Source organism: Mucilaginibacter sp. (assembly GCF_039925265.1).
Taxonomy (GTDB): domain Bacteria; phylum Bacteroidota; class Bacteroidia; order Sphingobacteriales; family Sphingobacteriaceae; genus Mucilaginibacter.
In genome coordinates this window covers 316,051-336,343 of sequence record NZ_JBDSZG010000018.1, presented here as the reverse complement: position 1 = coordinate 336,343, position 20,293 = coordinate 316,051, and the positions used below count along the sequence as shown (strand labels likewise).

Here is a 20,293-nt window from a genome sequence, read left to right as displayed (position 1 = left end):
TACTTTTGATTATGCAGGAAATAGATAAATATAAGCTTCTTATTCTACCTGTGCTAAGGCGCTATCTCATTAAACGCGCTGCAATTTTTGGGTCAATTGCTAAAGGAAATCACAATTCAAACAGCGATATCGACTTATTAATTGAAGGCGACTCCACATTTACCATGTTCAAGTTACTCTCTCTGGAGGAGGAAATCTCTCAAATAGTAAATCGAAAAGTCGATTTAGTGGAGTATGGTGCTATCAAATCATCAATGCGGAATGAAGTGCTTCAATCGGCTATTACTATTTTATGAGCCGGTCTGATAGTGTATACATAGAAGACATTCTCGAATCAATAACAATTATCGACAACTATATTGCTGAGAAAACAGAGTTTGATTTCATTACCGATATGATGATGCAGGACGCGGTTATCCGTCGGTTTGAAATTATAGGTGAAGCAGCAACAAAAATATCAGAGGCTGTAAAAACGGCTAACCCCAATGTGCAATGGCGATTGATGAAGGCGATGCGGAATAAGTTAATTCACGAATATTTTGGCGTATCGGCATCAACAATATACACCACAGTCAAATCCGACCTGCCGATTTTAAAAGAGCAGTTGAGTAAGATCAAGCTATAATCCCTCAATAGTCGCCAATAAATTAACATTCGGGTCGAAAACCAGATTGCCGGAATTGGCGGAAAACTTCATAGTCATTTCCCTTTCATTCACCCGGATTATTCCGGCTCGTCCGTCAATCGTAAATTCTAAGGGGAATTCATAAAGCGTATCCTGTTTCTGTGTTATGTTTAAGGTTATCGTTTTTGATGCTTTATCGAACGATTTCTCAATCATTAAGACGGGATGCCCGGCGGTATATAACCATTGTTTAAAAAACTGCTTTAAGTCCACTCCGCTGGCTTTTTCCATAATGGCGCATAGGTCGTTGGTATTGGCGTTTTTGTCTTTGTATTGGGCGTAATAACTTCGTATACCTTTCCAAAACAGCTCGTCGCCCAGTTTACGGCGCAGCATGTGCAACACCCAGCCACCTTTTTGGTAGCTGTTGGCATTGAGCAACTTCATGTAATCGCCATTGATGTTGGTATCAACAACGGGCGCGAGATGTGTTTTCTCTAACGAGAATATCGTTGCGGTATCGGCAAGTAACCGTTGTTTAAGTTTCTCCGGGCCATATTTGCTTTCGATGTAGAGGTTGGTCATGTAGGTGGCAAAACCTTCGCTGAGCCATAAGTTAGGCCAGCTTTTTTCGCTTGCCGCGTCGCCGAACCATTGGTGCGCGATCTCGTGAGCCATCAATTCTTCTATCGTGGGGCTTTTAACCGATTCCTCGAAATAGAAGATGCAACTGGCGTTCTCCATACCGCCAAATATGGTTTTTGATTGTACGTTGGCCAGCTTTTCATAAGCAAACGGCCCCACGTTTTTTATGAAGAAAGGCAGGATATCTTTAGCTACCGCATAGCTTTTAAAGCCGGTTTCCTTATCCTCCGGGAACACGTAAGTATAAATCGGGATGCCGTTAACATCGCCGGTATGGGCTATCGCAAAATCGGCAGCGCCAATCACCATTACTTTGGTGGAGATGGGGGCCTTCTCACGCCAGTGGGTAAGCTTTAATTTACGGGGGAGATTTTGTTCTTTCACTTTTAGTCCGTTAGCAACAACGCTGTAGTGGGCAGGGGCGGTAACAATAAACTCTACGGCTGCTTTATCGGCAGGATGGTCGGCGCAGGGCAGCCAGTTTTGAGCGCGGTTTGGCCAGTTATCGCCAAAAAAAGTGCGGTGTTTATAATTGTTGGTGGAAATGATAAGCCCATCAGCCGGTATGCCGCTGTACTTGACGGTGTAGCTGTGCAGGCTGCCCTTCTTAGCATTTGTTTTAATAATAACCGAGGTGCTGTCCTGCTTAAATTGCAATGGTTTGCCAAATTCAGTTACCGATGAAACCAGCATCCCTTTGCCGGTCGCTTTCTTTTTGATCAGGTCGAGGCTAATGGCATTTGCCGATTTTATGAATTTAAGCGTTACGACGGCATTGCCTTTTATGTTATTGTTGGCGTCGTTCAGCAAAAGGGCAAATTTATAATGCTGCACATCGATGATTGCCCCGGGTTGCTGAGCATAGCCAGATATGGTAAAGAATAGGCAGCTTAACAGTAAATAATTAATATTGCGCATACGGTGATTTTAGAGTAAAAAAGGGTTCGTTTTAAAGAGGGATGACATAAAAAAAGCACATTTTATGTTAACCCCATAAAAATATAACTGGGTTATTATGAATGCTTTATGAAATTTATTTTTGAATTATGTTAAGTTATGTTAACCCTAATGACACGCGCTTGCAGTAAAAACGCATCAAAACTCCAGCTCCAGCAACACCGGGCAATGGTCCGAGTGTTTTGCCTCCGGTAATATGGCTGCCCGTTTGATGTTACCCTCCAGTTCTTTACTCGCCATGGCGTAATCAATCCGCCAGCCCAAATTCTTGCCGCGGGCACCGGAGCGGAAACTCCACCAGGTGTAGTTGTGCGGTTCTTTATTTACATGCCTGAAGGTATCCACAAAGCCTGATTCAATAAAGTTTTCCATCCATTCGCGTTCCTCGGGTAAAAAGCCGGATGAGTTGGCGTTTGATTTTGGGTTATGGATGTCGATGGCGCGGTGGCATATATTGTAATCGCCACAGATAACTAATTTAGGGTGTTCTACTTTCAATAAGGTGAGGTACTTGCCAAACTCATCCAGGAAACGGTATTTAAAGATCTGCCGTTCATCGCCACTGGAGCCCGACGGAAAATACGCGCTCATGACCGATACCTCATCAAAATCGACCCGGATGCAACGCCCCTCCCTGTCGAAATCAGGGATGCCGCAGCCGTACTCCACATGGTTTGGCAATATCTTGCTGAAAATGGCTGTACCACTATACCCTTTCTTCTCCGCAGGGAACCAAAAATGCTGGTAGCCCAAATCATCTATTAGTCCCAGATCGGCGATAACATCGGGTGTAGCTTTAATTTCTTGTAAACAAACCACATCGGCATCGGTAGCCTGCAACCAGGCCAGCCAGTTTTTATTGATGGCAGAACGAATGCCGTTAACGTTGTAAGTGATTATTTTCATTTCGGATTTCGAATTTTCGATTTCGGATTAGTTCTAAGTGTGGTTATTTCGACGTTAACTCCAACAGTTTATCTAATTGCTTACACTCGCGCTTGCTCAACAATTCCACTATCATATCCACATTGGTAGTTGGGCGGTCGTGTGCATCTTTTTTAACAGCGGCAATGCGGTCAACCATGTCAAGGCCGGTTACTACTTCACCGTAAACAGTATAGTTTTGGTCGAGGTGAGGCACACCGCCAACGGTGGTATAAATATCGCGCTGCCATGCGGGGATCTTGCGGCCCTTGAGGCGGGTATTCTCCAGCGTATCTAAACGGCCGGGCGTAAAACGCTTGCCCTCCACAATGTAAAACTGGCAACCGCTCGATGCCTTTTTCGGGTTATCATCCCGCGCAGCGGCCAACACCCCACGTTTGTGAAAAAGGCTATCCCTAAATTCGGCAGGGATGGTATACTTTACATCGCCATTACCCAATTCTGCACCAGGCTTGGCTTTGCTGGTATCGCGCGAATCCGGGTCGCCCCCCTGTATCATAAAATTCTGTATCACCCTATGGAACAGGGTGCCGTTATAAAAGCCTTTTTTGGTGAGCTTTATAAAATTATCGCGATGCAGCGGCGTTTCGTTATACAGGCGAATAATGCAATCCCCATAGCTGGTGCGGATGCGCACGTACTGATTTTTTGGCGGTTTGGCAAAGGCTATGCTAACTGTAAGCAGGAGCAGCGTTATTGTAAACAGTTTCTTCATATTGGTTACTGGGAGCTATAGATGTTATAATAGTTGTAAGGGAAGCCGATGATTTAAAGATATGCCGTTCTTGTTAGTCTTCCAACCTTTACAACCTCTCTAACCCTTAAAACCTTTCCAACTAATACCCATTTTCTTCGAAATAAGTAATAATTAGCGATTTAATAAGCATTTCCTGTTCCAGTATGGCATAATTGGGGATGGTTTTCACCAGTTTCCAGTGCGGCCAGCCGTCCTGATCCTGCCCCTCCAGTTCGTAAAAGCCCATTTGGCTAAACAGCTTGCAGTTAGCAATATGCATCAGCTCCTCCTTTTGCCTTTTGTTGAATTTACGCGGGCCCTGCCCCAGTTCCTGTACGCCAATTAAAAACAACAGTACTTTAATGTCGGGTTTTTCGTTATCAAAGTCGGCGGCTATACGGTACTGTAATGCGGTAAATTTTAAATTGATCTCAGCAGGTTTCATATGGGCAAATATACGTACGCCGGCTTGTTTAAAAATGTAATGATTACGCGCTATTAACAATATTGTTACGAACCAGCCGTCGCGTTGGCAGATTATTAATTAGCTTTGCACCAACATTGCTAAAAGCTTACATATCGCTGTGAAAAAAAGCACTTACCATATTATCTATTCCTGGGCGTTGCTGCTTTGCTTTGTTACGGGCCAGTATATGGTGTATGCCCATCAGCACAACCAGGTAAAAAACATTCATGCTTCAGCAAATCACGATTGTAAGAGATCTTCGCATACCATTGTAAAAGAGAAATGCGAGATCTGCGATAGCATGCACCACAACGCCATGGAGCTTTCTGCCGGCGCTGAGTACCATGCTCCCTTGTTTATCACAAAGCATACCTTTAAATCATCTCAGTATGATTTTACCAGCATAGCCCTCATTTTAGCTGCCGGGCGTGCTCCTCCTATAGCTTCATAATAAGCCATTCTATTTAACGCCACTTGATGTGGTATTGTCACGAATTTTAATTATTTATTATGAAACTAAAACTCATTAGTTGTTTCCTGTTCCTGTTTATACAAATTACGGCGTTTGCCGATGTTAATATTATTAAGGGTAAAGTTGTAGATGCTAAAACCAACGAAACGCTTATCGGCGCCGTTGTAAGCATCCCCGATCTGCATGTTTCTGTGGCTACAAACGCCAACGGCGAGTTTACTTTCCGCTCGGTACCGGCGACCGGCAAATATGTGGTGCAGGTACAATACCTCAGCTATAAAACCATTACACAAACAGTAGATTTTTCCTCCCCAACACCATTGGTTTTTGCCATGCAGGCAAGTATAATGGAGCAGCACGAGGTGGTTATTACCGGTACCCCTATAACCGCCAGCAGCAGAAGCAACAGCACTTCGGCCAGCGTGGTGACCAAAGAACAATTGCAGGGCGCATCAACCAATTTAATTGATGCCTTATCCAGACAGGTGCCCGGTGTAAGCCAGATCACCACCAGCCAGGCTATTTCTAAACCGGTTATCCGTGGGTTAAGCTATAACCGTGTTGTTACGCTGAGCGATGGTGTAAAGCAGCAGGGTCAGCAATTTGGCGATGAGCACGGCATCGAAATAGACCAGTTTCAGGCGGAGCGTGTGGAGGTGTTACGCGGTGCGGCGTCTTTAATGTATGGCTCTGATGCCCTGGGTGGTGTTATTAATGTGATTGACCCGCCATCTCCTGCCGAAGGAAATATTAAGGGCGAGGTGTTAAGCAATTACTCTACCAATAGCGGCTTGGTGAACACCTCAGTGATGCTTAGCGGTAATGAGAATGGCTTTGTTTGGCGCGGCCGCGGTACTTACCAAAACGCCCACTCGTATAACACACCTGCGGGCTACTTTCAAAATAGCGGCTTTAACCAAACTGATTTTAACGGGATGCTGGGTGTAAACAAAGCCTGGGGATATTCGCACTTAAACTTCTCCTATTATAAAAACAACATCGGCTTTTTTGATGCGGAACCCGGCGATAACCTATACAGCAACTCAACCAGCCGTACGCTGGATTACCCGAAACAGGATATCCGCCATTATAAATTAGCGTTCAATAATAATTTTATATTGGGCAGCAACTCTTTAAAGCTCGATCTTGGTTTCCAAAAGAACCAACGACGCGAGCTGGAGGATAACCCAACCCCGGTATTGTTTTTTGATTTGAATACTTATTCGCTGGATGCTAAATATTACCTGCACGATTTTAACGGCTGGCGCCCGGTTTTCGGCATCAGCGCGAGCCTGGGGCATAGCGTTAACAAAGGCGTTGAGCTATTAGTGCCTGCTTATGACGAATACAGCACCGGCGCATTCGGCTACGTAAAAAAAACCTGGGAGAACAACACCTTTAGCGCGGGGTTGAGATTTGATTACATCCAGAACAAAGGCAAGCAGCAGTTTGTGGATGGCGATGAGATCTTTACCGGCTTTGATAATAAATTTTCCAACGTAAGCGGCGCATTCGGCTATACGCACATCTTTAACGATGTATTGAGCTTTAAAGCAAATGCCGGTACTGCCTTCCGCGCGCCAAACCCTGCAGAGTTGGGCTCGAATGGTGTGCATGAGGGAACCAACCGTTACGAAATAGGCGCGGGTAACCTATCGCCTGAGCGCAGCTACCAGGCAGATGCGACGCTGGAGTATGGTTCGGGTTTTGTAACGGGGAGTTTTGGTATTTACGAGAACTATATCCACAATTACATTTACGCATCAAATACCAACAACGAGCAAATTACAGTAACCGACGAGAGCACCGGGCTGCCGCGCAGCTACGATGCTTACCGTTACGGGCAAGTGAATGCCAACCTGTATGGGTTTGAAGGTAACTTAACCCTGCATCCGGTATCGTTCCTCCATTTCGAGAACACGTTTAGTTACACGCGCGCCCAAAACAGATCGTTCGACAGACCCTTGCCGTTGATACCGGCTGGTGTACTACATAACACTTTGCGTTTTGAGCCGAAGGTAAAAGGCATCAGTGATTTTTACCTTTCGGCCGGAATAGATAATTTTTTTAAGCAAACCAGGGTTGATGCCACGTTTGAAACACCGGCAGATGCATATACTTTGTTGAATGCAGGCATTGGCGCTACGTTTAAAATTGGCGCGCAGCCGCTTAAGGTGTATGTATCGGGCAATAACCTCACCAACAAACGCTACTACGATGCCCTTAGCCGTTTAAGGCCGGGCCGTTACAGCCAGGAGGACCCAACTTTTGGGGTGTACAACCCAGGGCGTAATATTACGTTTGGGTTTTACCTGCCATTCGGTACCAATAAATAGCCAAAACAACAATTAAAATAAGCAAAAGCCCTGCGGGATTATCCTGCAGGGCTTTGCTGTTTGTCTGAATCAGAATTTACCGAGTTAAAGAATTTTCAGAATTGGAGATACATTTGCTGTTCAATATAAAAAAGGGATACCCGGACTTTAAATGCTGTTCATTCTAAAATTCTGCAAATCCTGATTCAGATAATTTCCTTCGCTACCAGTTCTTCCCTCAATTTTTCTGCCGATGTAAAGTGGATACAGTTTATCCCCATCTTTTCTGCCGCGAGGATGTTGCGGTAGTTATCGTCGATAAACAGTGATTCTTGCCGGTTTACGTTATACCTGTCGAGCAAGATCTGGTAAAACTCCGGCGCTGGTTTGCGCATTTTTTCGGCACCAGATACCACGATGCCATCAAACCAGTTCAAAAATTCAAACTTTTGCTGCGCCATCGGAAAGGTCTCTGCCGACCAGTTAGTTAACGCGTAGATCTTGTATTTACCGCTTTCTTTCAATTCTTTAAATATCTCCACGGTGCCATCAAATGCATCGCCCAGCATCTCTATCCAACGGCCGTAAAAGGCGCGGATGTTTTCTTCGTGATGCGGGTGTTTATTAATGAGCCAATCGGTACCCTCCTGTAATGAGCGCCCGGCATCCTGTTCTTCGTTCCAGTCTGATGTGGTAACGTTGGTGAGGAAATCGCGCATTTGCTGTTCGTCGGCAAAAACAGTGCGGTACATGTAATCGGGGTTCCAGTCTATAAGTACTGCCCCAAGATCGAATATGATGGTGTTTATCACTTTTTCTCTTTCTTTTTCGCTGTCTTTTCAAAAATCTGCACATCGGTTACCACCGAATCTGCATTCAACTTAAACAATAACCCTTTAAAATAAGCAGTATCAATGCCGCTCATTTTAAGGGTGATGTCGTAATAAAAACTTCTGTCGGTATGGCTGTTGCGTTGGGGGTATCTCAGCAGCAATATAACCTGTTTGTAGGTAAGCCCCTTTAATTTATGTGTAGCCAGCAGGTCATCTACCATCATATACCTTTTAGGGAAGTCGATGCCGTCGCCATCGTTCCATGCGCGCCTATCAAAAGGGCGCTTGTTTTTACACCCTGCAATACCCAATATGGCAACAACACAAAAGATAAAAGCCCACCTGATGATACTCATGCTTAACTATTTGCCAGCAAATATCCTTTAAATTCGTCAAACCCGGTGCCTAAACTTACCGCTTTGCTGTCTTTTTCTTCCAGTTCCTTTACCTGCTCGGGTATGGTTATCTCATGAGCTATCTGCTCCGTAAATACATCCGGGAATTTGCATGGATGCGCGGTTGATAAAAACACCCCGGTGGTATCATCGGCCTTGTTTTCCTGCTGATATGCTTTTAAGGCTTTCCAGGCAATAGCTGTATGCGGACAAGCGACATAATTATAGGCATCGAATATCTCTTGTATAGCGGTTAAGGTATCCTCATCGGTGTAGGTATAGCCTGTGATGAGTGCGTTTAATTGGTCCGGGTGTTCCTTAAACAGATCTGCAATACGCACCCAGTTGCTTGGGTTGCCTACATCCATGGCATTAGACAAGGTAGCCACAGAAGGTTTTGGCTGATAAACGCCGGTTTTTAAAAACTCGGGCACGGTATCGTTCGCGTTTGTTGCCGCTATAAATTGTTCAACAGGTAAGCCCATCTTCCAGGCCAATAATCCGGCACCTATGTTACCAAAGTTGCCACTTGGTACGGCAAAAACCACCTTGCTGTTACCACGCTTTAATAACTGCGCATAAGCGTTGAAGTAGTAGAACGTTTGCGGGATAAGCCGGGCTATATTAATAGAGTTGGCAGATGTTAAACGGAATTTGGCGTTCAGTTCAGCATCGGTAAAGGCTTGCTTAACCAATGCCTGGCAATCGTCGAATGTGCCGTCAATTTCCAGCGCACGGATGTTTTGCCCGTTGGTGGTTAACTGTAGTTCCTGTATATCGCTTACCTTACCTTTAGGGTAAAGGATGGTAACGCGGGTGTTCGGTACACCTAAAAAGCCAAGTGCAACGGCACCGCCGGTATCGCCAGATGTGGCTACCAGTACATCCAATTGTTTTTCGCCATCCTCTAAAAAATAGCTCATAATGCGGCTCATAAAGCGCGCGCCAAAATCTTTAAAAGCCAGCGATGGGCCATGGAAAAGTTCCAGCACGTTTATCTTTTCTTCCAGCTTTACAACCGGAGCGTAAAAGTTAATGGCGTCCTTAATAAGCGCCTTCAGGTCGTTAGCCGGGATATCGTCGCCTAAAAGGTTTTTAGCCACGTGGTAGGCTATCTCGGGTAAAGTGTATTGGTCGAGGTTGTGGATAAATTTATCGCCGAGGTGCGGGATCTCAACGGGCATATAAAGCCCTTTATCCTGTGGCATGCTGTTAAAAACGGCCTCTTTAAAGCCAACTCGTAGTTCTGTATTGTTTGTACTGTAGAATTTCATTTTGGTTGTCTGAATCAGAATTTACAGAATTTTAAAATTTTCAAAATGTGTGAGGGCGCTGTATCGACTTATAGGATTCTGTAAATTCAATAATCCTGTAAATTCTGATTCAGATAATTACCCTAAAACCCTCGGCCCCTTATCATTGATGGTTGATACGTAGCCGTTAGAGCCTATTTTAATGTTTGTTAAATGTTTTTGTAATTTCTGCGTGATACGTTTGGCGGTTTCCTCATCCCGGGTGAAAGCAAAAACCGATGGGCCCGAACCGGATATGCCGAAGCTTACCGCGCCCATTTCCATGGCCATTTCGCGCATGATGTAAAAATCGGGGATCAGCATACTGCGTACCGGCTCTACCAATACATCCTTCATGCTGCGGCCTATCAGGTCAATATCCTGCATAAACAGCCCGCTTACCAATCCAGCTATATTACCCCACTGGGTAACGGCATCCTTCATAAAGATCTTGTTCCGGATGATCTGCCTGGCTTCGCGGGTAGGTACATCCACATCCGGGAAAACGATGGCACACCATAAACCCGCCGGGTGCGGCAAGCGCACCACATCAAGAGGTTCGTAGCTGCGGATCAGCACAAAGCCGCCCAGCAAAGCCGGTGCAACATTATCCGCATGGCCATGCCCGCAAGCCATTTCTTCACCCTTCATCGCGAAAGGTAAAAGCGTAGCCGCGTCGGTATCATCGCCCAATAAGGTTTTAATAGCGAATAAGCCCGCAACCGTACTGGCCGAACTGGAACCCAACCCGCTGCCGATGGGCATTTTTTTGTGCAATTCTATATCTAAGCCAATATCGGTGCGGCCTACGCTTTGCAGGTAATGCTGCACGCTTACGCTTACGGTGTTTTTGGCCGGATTAAGCGGCAGGCGGCCATCGTCGCCGGTAATTTTGCTGATGGTGATGCCGGGTTTACCCGTCAGGCGCATAATTACCTCGTCGCCAGGCTCGTTTACGGCGAAGCCCAGCACATCGAAACCGCAAACCACATTGGCTACAGTAGCGGGCGCAAAAACGTGGATGCTATCCAGCTGCTTTTTTGGCGCTACCGCCGGTTGCTTTAAATCTTGAATATCGTTACTCATAACTGTATTTATCGATAAGAACTCTCTGTCGAATTGAGAGGAGAATTCTTTGTCTTGTCTCTTGATTCTTTACTCTTGTTTCTAATTCGCGCCCACATTTATCAGGTCTGCAAATACACCGGCGGCGGTTACTTCGGCACCAGCGCCGGGGCCTTTTACTACCAGCGGGCGGTCCTTGTACCTGTCGGTTGTAAATGATATAATGTTATCACTGCCGCTAAGCATATAGAAAGGGTGGTTCTCATCAACCATTTGCAGGGTGATGGATGCCTTGCCGTTTTCCAGCTTGCCTATGTAGCGCAGCACTTTTTTATCTCTTTCTGCTGTGTCTTTTAAGTTTGCAAAGAAAGCATCTTCGCTTTTTAATGCGGCATAAAAATCTTCAACAGTTTGTGCATCAAGGCAGGTTTGCGGCAAAATGTTGTCTATCTGCACATCGGCTGCTTCCATTTCGTAACCTGCATCGCGGGCCAGGATCAGCATTTTGCGCATAAAATCCTTACCGCTTAGATCGTCGCGCGGGTCTGGTTCGGTGTAGCCTTTTTCTTGCGCCTCTTTTACCACATCATGAAAGTTGGCATCGCCTTTAAAATAATTAAAGATGAAAGAGATGGTGCCCGAAAGGATAGCCTCGATGCGCTGTACCCTGTCACCACTACTCATCAGGTCCTTCAACGTGCGAATGATGGGTAGGCCGGCGCCCACATTGGTTTCGTAAAAGAAGTCAACCCCGTGTCTGCGGGCAGTGTCCCTAAAGGTTTTGTACTGACTGTAACTTGCCGAGTTCCCTATTTTATTGCAGGTGACAACCGAAATGTTCGATTTAAAAACTTCTTCGTAGAAACCTATTGGGGCGGGGTTGGCGGTGTTATCAATAAAAACACAGTTGGGCAGGTTCATCTCCTTCATGTGGTGGATAAAGGTTTTCAGATCGGCCACGTGGTGCGATTGCGCCAATTCATCCTCCCAGCTGTCAAGAGGCAGTCCGTCAGCATTGAACACCATTTTACGGGTGTTGCTGATACCGGCTATTTTAACCTGGATGCCGTTATTTTTTTGAAGGAAATCGCGGTGGGCATTCAATTGATTAAATAAGGTTTTGCCGATGTTGCCGGTACCCAGGCAAAATGCATGGAGCGTTTTAGTAAGTTGGATAAAAAAGGCATCGTGCACCGCGTTGAGGGCTTTTGCCAGGTCGGTCGCGGAAATGATCACCGAGATATTATACTCTGATGATCCCTGCGCTATCGCCCTTACGTTGATACCGTTACGGCCAAGCGCGTGGAATAATTTTCCGCTTACGCCGGGTGTTTGTTTCATGTTTTCACCAACGATAGCCAATATTGCCTGCCCTTTTTCTACAACAAGCGGCTCAAGTTTATTAGCCAGCAGCTCCAGTTCAAATTCCTGCTCTATCAAAAATTTAGCTTTTTCCACGTCGTTTGGCTGCACAGCGAAGGTGATGCTGTGTTCTGATGACGACTGGGTGATCAATATGATATTGATCTGCTCCCTCGCCAGCAACGAAAATAAACGACCGCTAAAGCCCGACTTGCCTACCATGCCACTACCTTCCAGGCTTAAGATACTGATGTTATTGATGGACGAAATCCCTTTTATAGGAAGGCTGGAAGATTTGCAATCGTGACGGATAACGGTACCTGCAAATTCCGGCTCGAAGGTGTTTTTGATCACGATAGGTATCTTTTTCAAAAACGCCGGGATCATGGTTGGCGGATATATCACCTTGGCACCGAAGTAAGAAAGCTCCATCGCTTCGGTGTAAGTAAGCTCCTCTAAGGAGAACGCTTTTTTCACCATCCGCGGGTCGGCAGTCATCATGCCGTTTACGTCGGTCCATATTTGAATTTCCTGCGCGTTGAGTGCCGATCCAAATATAGCTGCGGTGTAATCGCTGCCGCCACGGCCAAGCGTGGTTATCTGCCCTGCGTCGTTGCCCGCAATAAAGCCGGTTACAATAAGCAGTTTATCGCTGTGGTCTTTATAAAAAGTTTGGATCAGCAGATCGGTCAATTCCGGGTTAACGCGGGCATTGCCAAATGCACTATCCGTTTTTATCAATTCGGATGCATCCACAAACATCGCGTCCGGGAAATGTTGCGCAGCGATTTTGCTGATCATCATTGCCGAGCAGCGTTCGCCATAGCTCAGGATAGTATCGCGGGTTTTGGCGGTAAGTTCCCTGAGGGTAAGTACGCCTTGTAATAATTCCTCTAACTGGTTAAAGTGAATTTTTAGGCGGGTATAGGCAGGGTTTTGGTTTTGGATATCCAACAGCGCCTTTACCACCTCAAAGTGACGGCGTTCCAATTCGGCCAGCTCGGCGGTAAATTCTTTGCCCTCCGCTGCCCCCTCTGCCATGGATATAAGCAGGTTGGTAATGCCACTCATGGCCGATAGTACAACCACCGGCTTGCTGCCGTTTTTGTTCTCTTCCTTTAAAATATCCAGCAGGGTTTTGATGCTGCTTACCGACCCTACAGAGGTTCCTCCGAATTTTAGTACTTTCATTATTGCGATAAAAAATAAAAAAGCCTTCCTCTTTGCGGAGGAAGGCTTTCATTTGGTTTGTCTTTATGTTTTACACCATACGATTATCTTCCTCCAAGTTTTATCCCGGTGGTAATAATAGTTGTAATTGTGGTGTTGTTAGTTGTCATATATAATGTCGGTAAAGTAAGTAGATTATTTTCTAATAAACAAATGCCTAAGCGATTTTATTTTTAATTGCCTGTTTATCTTTCCTAAATTGCGGCCGTATGCAGGGGCTCGTAACAAAATCAACCGGAAGCTGGTACCAGGTGAAAACCGGCGACCAGACTATAGATTGCCGTATAAAAGGAAAATTCCGTACTAAGGGTATCACCACTACTAACCCATTGGCGGTTGGCGACGTGGTAGATTTTGAGATGGAGCCCGAGCAGGAAACCGGTGTAATAACCAACCTGCAACAGCGCAAAAACTATATCATCCGCAAATCCATCAACCTTTCCAAACAAGCGCAGATCATCGCCGCAAACCTGGATCTGGCCCTGCTGATAGTAACGCTGGCATCGCCCCGCACCTCGCTTGGCTTTATCGATCGCTTTCTGGTGACTGCCGAAGCATACGGCATAAACGCCTGTTTAATATTTAATAAACTCGACCTTTTTAGCGATGAGGGACTGGAAATACTGGCGGAGTATCAATCCGTTTACGAGAACATCGGCTACAAATGCTATTCGGTTTCGGCATTGGAGGGAACGCATATAGATACCGTTCAGGAGTTGCTAAAAGACAAGGTTACCTTGTTCTCGGGACACTCGGGTGTGGGTAAATCAAGTTTGATTAACCGCCTGCTGCCGGACCTTGACCTGCGCACTCACATGATATCCGACTGGAGCGATAAAGGGATGCACACCACCACCTTTGCCGAAATGTTTGAACTGCCCCAGGGCGGCTACATTATTGATACCCCCGGCATTCGGGAATTGGGTGTTATCGACATAGAAAAACAGGAGCTTGGCCACTTTTTTCCCGAAATGCGCGAGCTGATGAACCAGTGCCGTTTTAACAACTGCCGGCACATTAACGAGCCTGGCTGCGCGGTGCTTGCCGCTATTGAAGAAGGCGATATTGCATTATCTCGATATGATAGTTACCTGAGCATTTATAATGGGAACGATACGCGGGCTTAGGTTACAGAGTCAAGAGATTAGAGCCAAGATACAAGACAAAGAATAAAATAATTATTAAACATAAGTCTTGATTCTTGTATCTCGACTTCTGATTCTATTTAAAATATGCGCGCAGTACTACAACGGGTTACACAAGCAAGCTGCACGGTTGATGGCAACATTACCGGCCAGATTGGCTTGGGATTTTTAGTTTTGGTTGGTATTGAAGATGCCGATACGGAGGAAGATTTGCAATGGCTGGCGCAAAAAATAGTGGGTATGCGTGTTTTCGGGGACGAGAATGGCCTGATGAATAAAGCCCTTGCTGATGTTGGTGGCGACATTTTGCTGATATCGCAGTTCACCCTGTTTGCTCAAACTAAAAAAGGTAACCGACCGTCGTTTATAAAAGCGGCACGGCCTGATAAAGCCATCCCGATGTATGAGAAAATGATAACCGTGCTGGAAACCCTCACCGGCAAAAGAATTGCCACCGGTATTTTTGGTGCCGATATGAAGATAAACCTGCTGAACGATGGCCCGGTGACAATTGTGATGGATACGAAGGATAAAGAGAACCACTAAACCATGGCTATGACGATAGACGAGGCTCAACAAGCCGTAGATAACTGGATAAAAACCACCGGCATCCGCTATTTTAACGAGCTGACCAACACCGCTATTTTGATGGAGGAGGTTGGCGAGGTGGCCCGTATAATGGCGAGGCAATACGGCGAACAATCCTATAAAAAGTCGGACACGGAAGTTAACCTGGCCGATGAAATGGCGGATGTGCTTTTTGTTTTGATATGCCTGGCTAACCAAACCGGTATTAATTTAACCGAAGCACTGGAGAAAAACATGGTAAAAAAGAGTATCCGCGATGCCGACAGGCATCGGAATAATGAGAAGTTGAAGTAGCATAAGTCGATATAAAAATCTACATATTTGAATTAAACAGAATTATATTCTGTTTAATTCAAATAAACGCAATATAATAATGTTTTTTTCGTTTTGAAAGTAAACCAAACCACATTATTATGAAAAAGTTATTTGCTATTTTCCTGTTAGCGTCAACTATGTTAACAGCTTGCCACACCGAAGGCCCATCAGAAAAACTCCAACTATCAGAGATCGTATTGCCGCCACCGGCTGTTGAGGAAAAGGCGATGTCGGTGTCTGCCCCCCTTGCCCCGGCAGTAAACTCAACAGGGAATACAGAAGAACAATCAAAAGATATCGGTAAGAAAATAGTAAAAGAAGGGCAGGTGAATTTCGAATGTCGGAACATCTCTAAAACACGCACCGCCCTTTATAACTCTTTGGCTAAATTGGGTGGATATATCGCGGTGGAAAGGCAAAATGACGAAGGGGATTCTACCCGCAAAGTATATTTTATGCAAGTGAGGGTACCAGCTGATAATTTTGAACGGTTTTTAAGCTCGGTACCCGAAACAGCAGAACGCATCGATTCCAAAAACATCCATATGCGGGATGCGACTTCGGAGTACATCGACTTGAACGCACAGCTCATAAACAAAAAAGCGCTGGAAGCACGCTATTTGGAATTGTTAAAGAAGGGCACTAAAATAAAAGACCTTTTGGAAATAGAAAATAAAATCGCCGAGATAAGAACTGACATAGAATCGACTCAGGGCAATTTGAATTACCTGAGTATGCAGGTTGCTTATAGTGCGCTTGATATTACATTTTATGTTGATCCTCCTGTAAAGATCAACGTCCGTACTTTTGCTTACCGAATTGTTACCGCGTTATCAGACGGGACCAATGCTCTTGGGTCATTCTTTATTGGGCTTTTATCTATGTGGCCTTTATGGATATTGTCAATCCCCGGCTATTTTGTGATTAAAACCTGGAAACAAAAAACAGCAAAAAAGTTAACAGAACAAGAGATAGCTTAAACCAATTTCACCAACCTATCGCCATCCAAAACCGGTATGGCGGTAGTGAGGTCTACCTGCAGGCAGAAGGCAATGTCTTTTTCGATGCCCAGCTTTTTCATGCGTTCGCCGTGGGAGGTTTTATCGAGATATTTGGCAACATCGGCCTTCCCTACCTGGAAAAGATCGTTTGCGGCGATGGCGGGGTCGTCCAATACGTATCCGCTGGTTTTTAGCTGCTCAATAATGGCCCCGGCAAACAGCGTATCCTCCAGATTAAAATTATTCTTCCAGCCGGCGCAAACCAGCAGGATGTTTTCGTTTTGCATTTTTAGCCAGTTGCAAAGCGCCGTAAGGTTGAGGAACGAACCAATAACAACACGTTTTGCGCTGCGGGATAAATGCAGGGCGTGTGTACCATTGGTAGTGGTAAGCACCACCGTTTTGCCCGATACTTTTTCGGGCGTGTAGGAGAATGGCGAATTGCCAAAATCAAAGCCACCAACCACTTCACCATTGCGTTCGGCAGCCAGCAGGTAATCTAAACTCTTTTCGCGGTAAGCGGCGCATTCTTCCACCTCCGATACCGGGATAATTGCTTCTGCACCATTCTGGATACCATAGCAAATAGAAGAGGTCGCGCGGAAGATATCGATCACTACTACGATGTAATCTTCTACTTTATAAAGCGGGATAAGCGCGGGAGAAAGGCAAACGTCGAGCCCCCTAACCCCCTGAAGGGGGAACTTTTGATTATTGATTTCGGCAGACTGCATTTATATTTTTTTACTCCCCCTTTAGGGGGCCGGGGGGCTAAACTTCAGTTCCCCCTTCAGGGGGTTAGGGGGCTTGAGCTATGTAGGTTATTTATAAAACGGCGGTTTAACCACCTTTGCTTTTACTTTATTATCGCGGATGCTGATAAATATTTCCGAACCTTCTTTGGCAAATTCATTTTTTACGTAGCCCAGGCCGATAGCTTTTTGCAGGGACGGCGATTGTGTGCCCGATGTTACACGGCCAATGTTGTTGCCGTCGGCATCTACAATGGCGTAATCGTGGCGGGGGATCCCGCGGTCTATCATTTCAAAACCAACCAGCTTTTGGCTTACCCCTGCTGCTTTTTGCTGTTGCAAAGCATCAGAATTGGTAAACTCCTTGCTGAATTTGGTTACCCAGCCTAAGCCGGCTTCCAATGGGGACGTCGTGTCGTCGATATCGTTTCCGTATAAACAAAAGCCCATTTCCAAACGCAGGGTATCGCGCGCTGCCAGGCCTATAGGTTTTATACCAAATGGTTCGCCGGCTTTAAATACCGCATCCCAAATAAATTCGGCGTGCTCGTTATCAAAATAGATCTCGAAACCGCCAGCGCCTGTATAGCCCGTTGCGGAAACCACTACATTGTTAATGCCGGCAAATGTGCCTTTTTTGAAAGTGTAGTACTCCATCGAAGCCAGGTCGAGATCCGTTAGGCTTTGCAGCGCTTCGGCAGCTTTTGGCCCCTGGATGGCTAAGAGCGAGGTGCGGTCGCTGATATCTTTCATTTCTACGCCGTCGGTATTGAATTTAGAGATCCAGTTCCAGTCTTTCTCGATGTTAGACGCGTTCACCACCAACATATAGGTTTTCTCGTCTATGCGGTAAACCAGCAGATCATCTACAATGCCGCCGTCTTCGTTGGGCAGACAGGAGTATTGCACCTTGCCATCATATAATTTGGAGGCATCGTTACTGGTAACCTTTTGTATCAGGGCCAGCGCGTTTTCGCCTTTCAAAATAAATTCGCCCATGTGGCTTACATCAAACACGCCAACGCCCTTGCGTACGGTTTCGTGTTCGGCATTGATGCCGGTATATTGAACCGGCATATTGTAGCCCGCAAAGGGTACCATTTTAGCGCCGAGTGTGGTGTGTACTCCTGTTAATGCAGTGTTTTTCATGCTTAATTGTTATCGGGGCAAAAGTAGTAAAATAGCTTTAATTGCCCGCTGTTTAGATGATGGACCGGTAAAAGTCTACCAGGCTTTCGGTAACCTTATTTATATCGTGCTGCTCTTCCATTAATTTGCGCGCGTTTTGCCCAATAGTACGGCAATATTCTTCATCCAGCACGCATTTTAATACGGCGTTGTAAAACTCATCGGCATTATTGGCAATGAGAATGCTCTCGCCATGCATAAAGTTGATTCCCTCCGCGCCGATGGTGGTAGATATGATACACTTTTGCATCGCCATCCCCTCTACAATTTTAACCCGCATACCCCCACCCGAAAGTAAAGGCACTATCATGATGGATTTGCTGTTGATAAATTCCAGCGCATCATCTACTTCGCCTTGTATAAACACTTTTCCGGGCACCTCGTATTCGTCAAATTCCTCGGGAATGTTGTTACCGGCCACGTAGAATTTCACCTTCAGTTCGCCATCAACAATATCTTTATGAAAGTTATTCATGAACCATTCTATACCCTCTCGGTTGGGGAGCCAATCCAGCGAGCCTAAAAAGAACAGGCTGGGGCACTCGGTTTTCTCCGGGGCGGGGCTATACATGGCCAGGTCTACACCGATGGGCAAAACCCGCATGGGGATTTTGGTGCCGAAGGACAGCATCGAAGTTTTATCCTGACCGGTAAATACGGCTATCCCGTCAAACTTGTTCAGCAATTCCAGTTCGTAGGTTTTTACGCGGCGCGCAAGCAGGTTGAGGTACCATTTCTTAATGGGGTCGCCTTTTTGCTGCGCCAGCCTGCGCCATACCTGGTGCTCAATATTATGCGCACGGTAAACGATGCGGGTTTTTGAACTTTTGCGGATAGCGGCGAGATAAGGAACTACAAAAAGCCCTTCCAGCTGTATAATGTCGTACTCGTTATCCTTTAAGTTTTGAACCAGCAGCTTTTCAAACCCGGCATCATAATACTTATCAATATTATAAGAGTTTTTAGTGAAGATGTTGCTCACAAACTCTATCCACGAAATGCGGGTATCAATATCATACTCGGTATAAGTTATTTTTCGGAGCAGCTCGTCGGGCTCCAGAATCTTGTCGGTATGCTTTTTCACGTTGAGGCTGATGAGCGAAACTTCATGGCCGTGATTGATCAAACCTTTTATGGTATTGCCTACCACAATAGGGTAGCCTCCATTCTGTGGAAATGGCACACGGTGGGTTAAGATCAGGATCCTCAAAGCGAGTAATAATTGGTTCTTTCAAAGTTATCAAACCTTGTACGGTTTGGCAAAGTAATAGCTAAAAAATAGTAAGCTGTGGGCTGGTAACTTTAAAAGTTTTACGATGATATGGCGTATGTCCCAGTTCAAGTACGGTTTTGCGGTGGCTAATGGTGGGATAGCCTTTATTGCTGTGCCAGTTATACTCGGGATGCTCCGCAGCAATTTGCTTCATATAATCATCCCGGTAGGTTTTGGCGAGGATAGATGCCGCCGCAATGCTAAAGTATTTACCATCGCCTTCAATGATGCAGGCATGCGGCATAGTGCCATATTTATTAAAGCGGTTGCCATCGATAATTAAAAATTGCGGGGTAAGGTGCAGTTTGGCGATAGCGCGGTGCATGGCCAAAAAAGAAGCGTTGAGGATGTTGATCTCGTCTATCTCGAAATTATCGCACCAGGCAACGGCGTGCGCTATAGCTTTCTGTTCTATCTCAATCCGGAGCTGATAGCGTACTTCTTCGTTAAGTTGCTTGGAGTCGTTTAGCAAATGGTGATCGAAATCATCGGGCAAAATAACAGCAGCGGCAAACACCGGGCCGGCAAGACAGCCGCGACCGGCCTCGTCGCAACCGGCTTCGATAAATTCAAACTGGTACCGGGACAGTAACGTCCTCTTCTCTTGTTCTTTCGCTTTCAATTTACAAATATCCTAAATAGCCGTACGTGCGGCAATGCCTGTGGAAAAATAAACCTTGCATTGGCTAAGTC

21 protein-coding genes are annotated in these 20,293 nt (G+C 45.7%); 8 read left to right on the top strand and 13 right to left on the bottom strand.

What is annotated here, in order from left to right:
* Positions 1-11 precede the first annotated feature (11 nt).
* Both ABIX36_RS10635 and ABIX36_RS10630 read left to right on the top strand, forming a co-directional pair.
* Positions 12-296, top strand: coding sequence for a nucleotidyltransferase family protein (locus ABIX36_RS10635; RefSeq protein WP_348082144.1), 285 nt, complete (start codon positions 12-14; stop codon positions 294-296).
* Positions 293-625, top strand: coding sequence for a DUF86 domain-containing protein (locus tag ABIX36_RS10630; RefSeq protein WP_348082143.1), 333 nt, complete (start codon positions 293-295; stop codon positions 623-625). Before ABIX36_RS10635 ends, ABIX36_RS10630 begins: the two co-directional genes overlap by 4 nt.
* Here ABIX36_RS10630 and ABIX36_RS10625 read toward each other — a convergent pair.
* The 4 genes from ABIX36_RS10625 to ABIX36_RS10610 all read right to left on the bottom strand — a co-directional run bounded on the left by ABIX36_RS10625 (position 620) and on the right by ABIX36_RS10610 (position 4,353).
* Positions 620-2,188: a M1 family metallopeptidase gene (locus tag ABIX36_RS10625; protein WP_348082142.1), complete on the bottom strand. Its 1,569-nt coding sequence runs from the start codon at positions 2,186-2,188 to the stop codon at positions 620-622. The genes ABIX36_RS10630 and ABIX36_RS10625 overlap by 6 nt on opposite strands.
* A gap of 177 nt (positions 2,189-2,365) precedes the next feature.
* Entirely contained in the window at positions 2,366-3,133 is a 768-nt protein-coding gene (locus tag ABIX36_RS10620; RefSeq protein WP_128533939.1) for an exodeoxyribonuclease III, read from the bottom strand.
* A 43-nt stretch (positions 3,134-3,176) separates the two neighbouring features.
* Positions 3,177-3,887, bottom strand: coding sequence for a peptidylprolyl isomerase (locus ABIX36_RS10615; RefSeq protein ID WP_348082141.1), 711 nt, complete (start codon positions 3,885-3,887; stop codon positions 3,177-3,179).
* A 121-nt stretch (positions 3,888-4,008) separates the two neighbouring features.
* On the bottom strand, positions 4,009-4,353 hold the full coding sequence (locus ABIX36_RS10610; protein ID WP_348082140.1) for a hypothetical protein: 345 nt from the start codon (positions 4,351-4,353) through the stop codon (positions 4,009-4,011).
* A 139-nt stretch (positions 4,354-4,492) separates the two neighbouring features.
* Here ABIX36_RS10610 and ABIX36_RS10605 point away from each other — a divergent pair, with 139 nt between their 5' ends.
* Together ABIX36_RS10605 and ABIX36_RS10600 are read left to right on the top strand one after the other, a co-directional pair.
* Entirely contained in the window at positions 4,493-4,825 is a 333-nt protein-coding gene (locus ABIX36_RS10605; protein WP_348082139.1) for a hypothetical protein, read from the top strand.
* Positions 4,826-4,884: 59 nt separating this feature from the next.
* Positions 4,885-7,182, top strand: a complete 2,298-nt coding sequence (locus tag ABIX36_RS10600) for a TonB-dependent receptor (RefSeq protein ID WP_348082138.1) — start codon at positions 4,885-4,887, stop codon at positions 7,180-7,182.
* Between the two features lie 185 nt (positions 7,183-7,367).
* Here ABIX36_RS10600 and ABIX36_RS10595 read toward each other — a convergent pair whose 3' ends face one another.
* The 5 genes from ABIX36_RS10595 to thrA form a co-directional block, all read right to left on the bottom strand.
* Positions 7,368-7,973: an HAD family phosphatase gene (locus ABIX36_RS10595; RefSeq protein WP_348082137.1), complete on the bottom strand. Its 606-nt coding sequence runs from the start codon at positions 7,971-7,973 to the stop codon at positions 7,368-7,370.
* The gene (locus ABIX36_RS10590; protein ID WP_128533945.1) at positions 7,970-8,350 is read right to left on the bottom strand and encodes a hypothetical protein; all 381 of its coding nucleotides are present in this window, start codon (positions 8,348-8,350) and stop codon (positions 7,970-7,972) included. Before ABIX36_RS10590 ends, ABIX36_RS10595 begins: the two co-directional genes overlap by 4 nt.
* A gap of 2 nt (positions 8,351-8,352) precedes the next feature.
* Positions 8,353-9,663 carry a threonine synthase gene (thrC, locus tag ABIX36_RS10585; protein ID WP_348082136.1) on the bottom strand — a complete coding sequence of 437 codons (1,311 nt, stop codon included), beginning with the start codon at positions 9,661-9,663 and terminating at the stop codon, positions 8,353-8,355.
* A 117-nt stretch (positions 9,664-9,780) separates the two neighbouring features.
* Positions 9,781-10,767, bottom strand: a complete 987-nt coding sequence (locus ABIX36_RS10580) for a homoserine kinase (protein ID WP_348082135.1) — start codon at positions 10,765-10,767, stop codon at positions 9,781-9,783.
* A gap of 81 nt (positions 10,768-10,848) precedes the next feature.
* Positions 10,849-13,299 carry a bifunctional aspartate kinase/homoserine dehydrogenase I gene (gene thrA, locus ABIX36_RS10575; protein WP_348082134.1) on the bottom strand — a complete coding sequence of 817 codons (2,451 nt, stop codon included), beginning with the start codon at positions 13,297-13,299 and terminating at the stop codon, positions 10,849-10,851.
* A gap of 248 nt (positions 13,300-13,547) precedes the next feature.
* Here thrA and rsgA point away from each other — a divergent pair, with 248 nt between their 5' ends.
* The 4 genes from rsgA (at position 13,548) to ABIX36_RS10555 (ending at position 16,366) form a co-directional block, all read left to right on the top strand.
* Positions 13,548-14,465: a ribosome small subunit-dependent GTPase A gene (gene rsgA, locus ABIX36_RS10570; protein WP_348082133.1), complete on the top strand. Its 918-nt coding sequence runs from the start codon at positions 13,548-13,550 to the stop codon at positions 14,463-14,465.
* A gap of 105 nt (positions 14,466-14,570) precedes the next feature.
* A complete protein-coding gene (gene dtd, locus ABIX36_RS10565) occupies positions 14,571-15,029 on the top strand; it encodes a D-aminoacyl-tRNA deacylase (RefSeq protein ID WP_348082132.1) in 459 nt (152 codons plus the stop codon).
* A gap of 9 nt (positions 15,030-15,038) precedes the next feature.
* Positions 15,039-15,365: a nucleotide pyrophosphohydrolase gene (locus ABIX36_RS10560; RefSeq protein ID WP_348082131.1), complete on the top strand. Its 327-nt coding sequence runs from the start codon at positions 15,039-15,041 to the stop codon at positions 15,363-15,365.
* Positions 15,366-15,484: 119 nt separating this feature from the next.
* A complete protein-coding gene (locus ABIX36_RS10555) occupies positions 15,485-16,366 on the top strand; it encodes a DUF4349 domain-containing protein (RefSeq protein ID WP_348082130.1) in 882 nt (293 codons plus the stop codon).
* Here ABIX36_RS10555 and ABIX36_RS10550 read toward each other — a convergent pair.
* From ABIX36_RS10550 to ABIX36_RS10535, 4 genes are all read right to left on the bottom strand, one after another.
* Positions 16,363-17,121, bottom strand: a complete 759-nt coding sequence (locus ABIX36_RS10550; RefSeq protein WP_348082129.1) for a 2-phosphosulfolactate phosphatase — start codon at positions 17,119-17,121, stop codon at positions 16,363-16,365. The two genes, ABIX36_RS10555 and ABIX36_RS10550, sit on opposite strands and share 4 nt — an antisense overlap.
* Positions 17,122-17,208: 87 nt before the next feature.
* Positions 17,209-18,288 (bottom strand): glycine cleavage system aminomethyltransferase GcvT, encoded by a 1,080-nt coding sequence (gcvT, locus tag ABIX36_RS10545; protein WP_348082128.1) that lies wholly within the window; start codon positions 18,286-18,288, stop codon positions 17,209-17,211.
* Between the two features lie 52 nt (positions 18,289-18,340).
* A complete protein-coding gene (locus tag ABIX36_RS10540; RefSeq protein ID WP_348082127.1) occupies positions 18,341-19,510 on the bottom strand; it encodes a glycosyltransferase family 4 protein in 1,170 nt (389 codons plus the stop codon).
* 88 nt (positions 19,511-19,598) lie between these two features.
* Positions 19,599-20,222, bottom strand: a complete 624-nt coding sequence (locus ABIX36_RS10535; protein ID WP_348082126.1) for a ribonuclease HII — start codon at positions 20,220-20,222, stop codon at positions 19,599-19,601.
* Between the last annotated feature and the right edge of the window lie 71 nt (positions 20,223-20,293).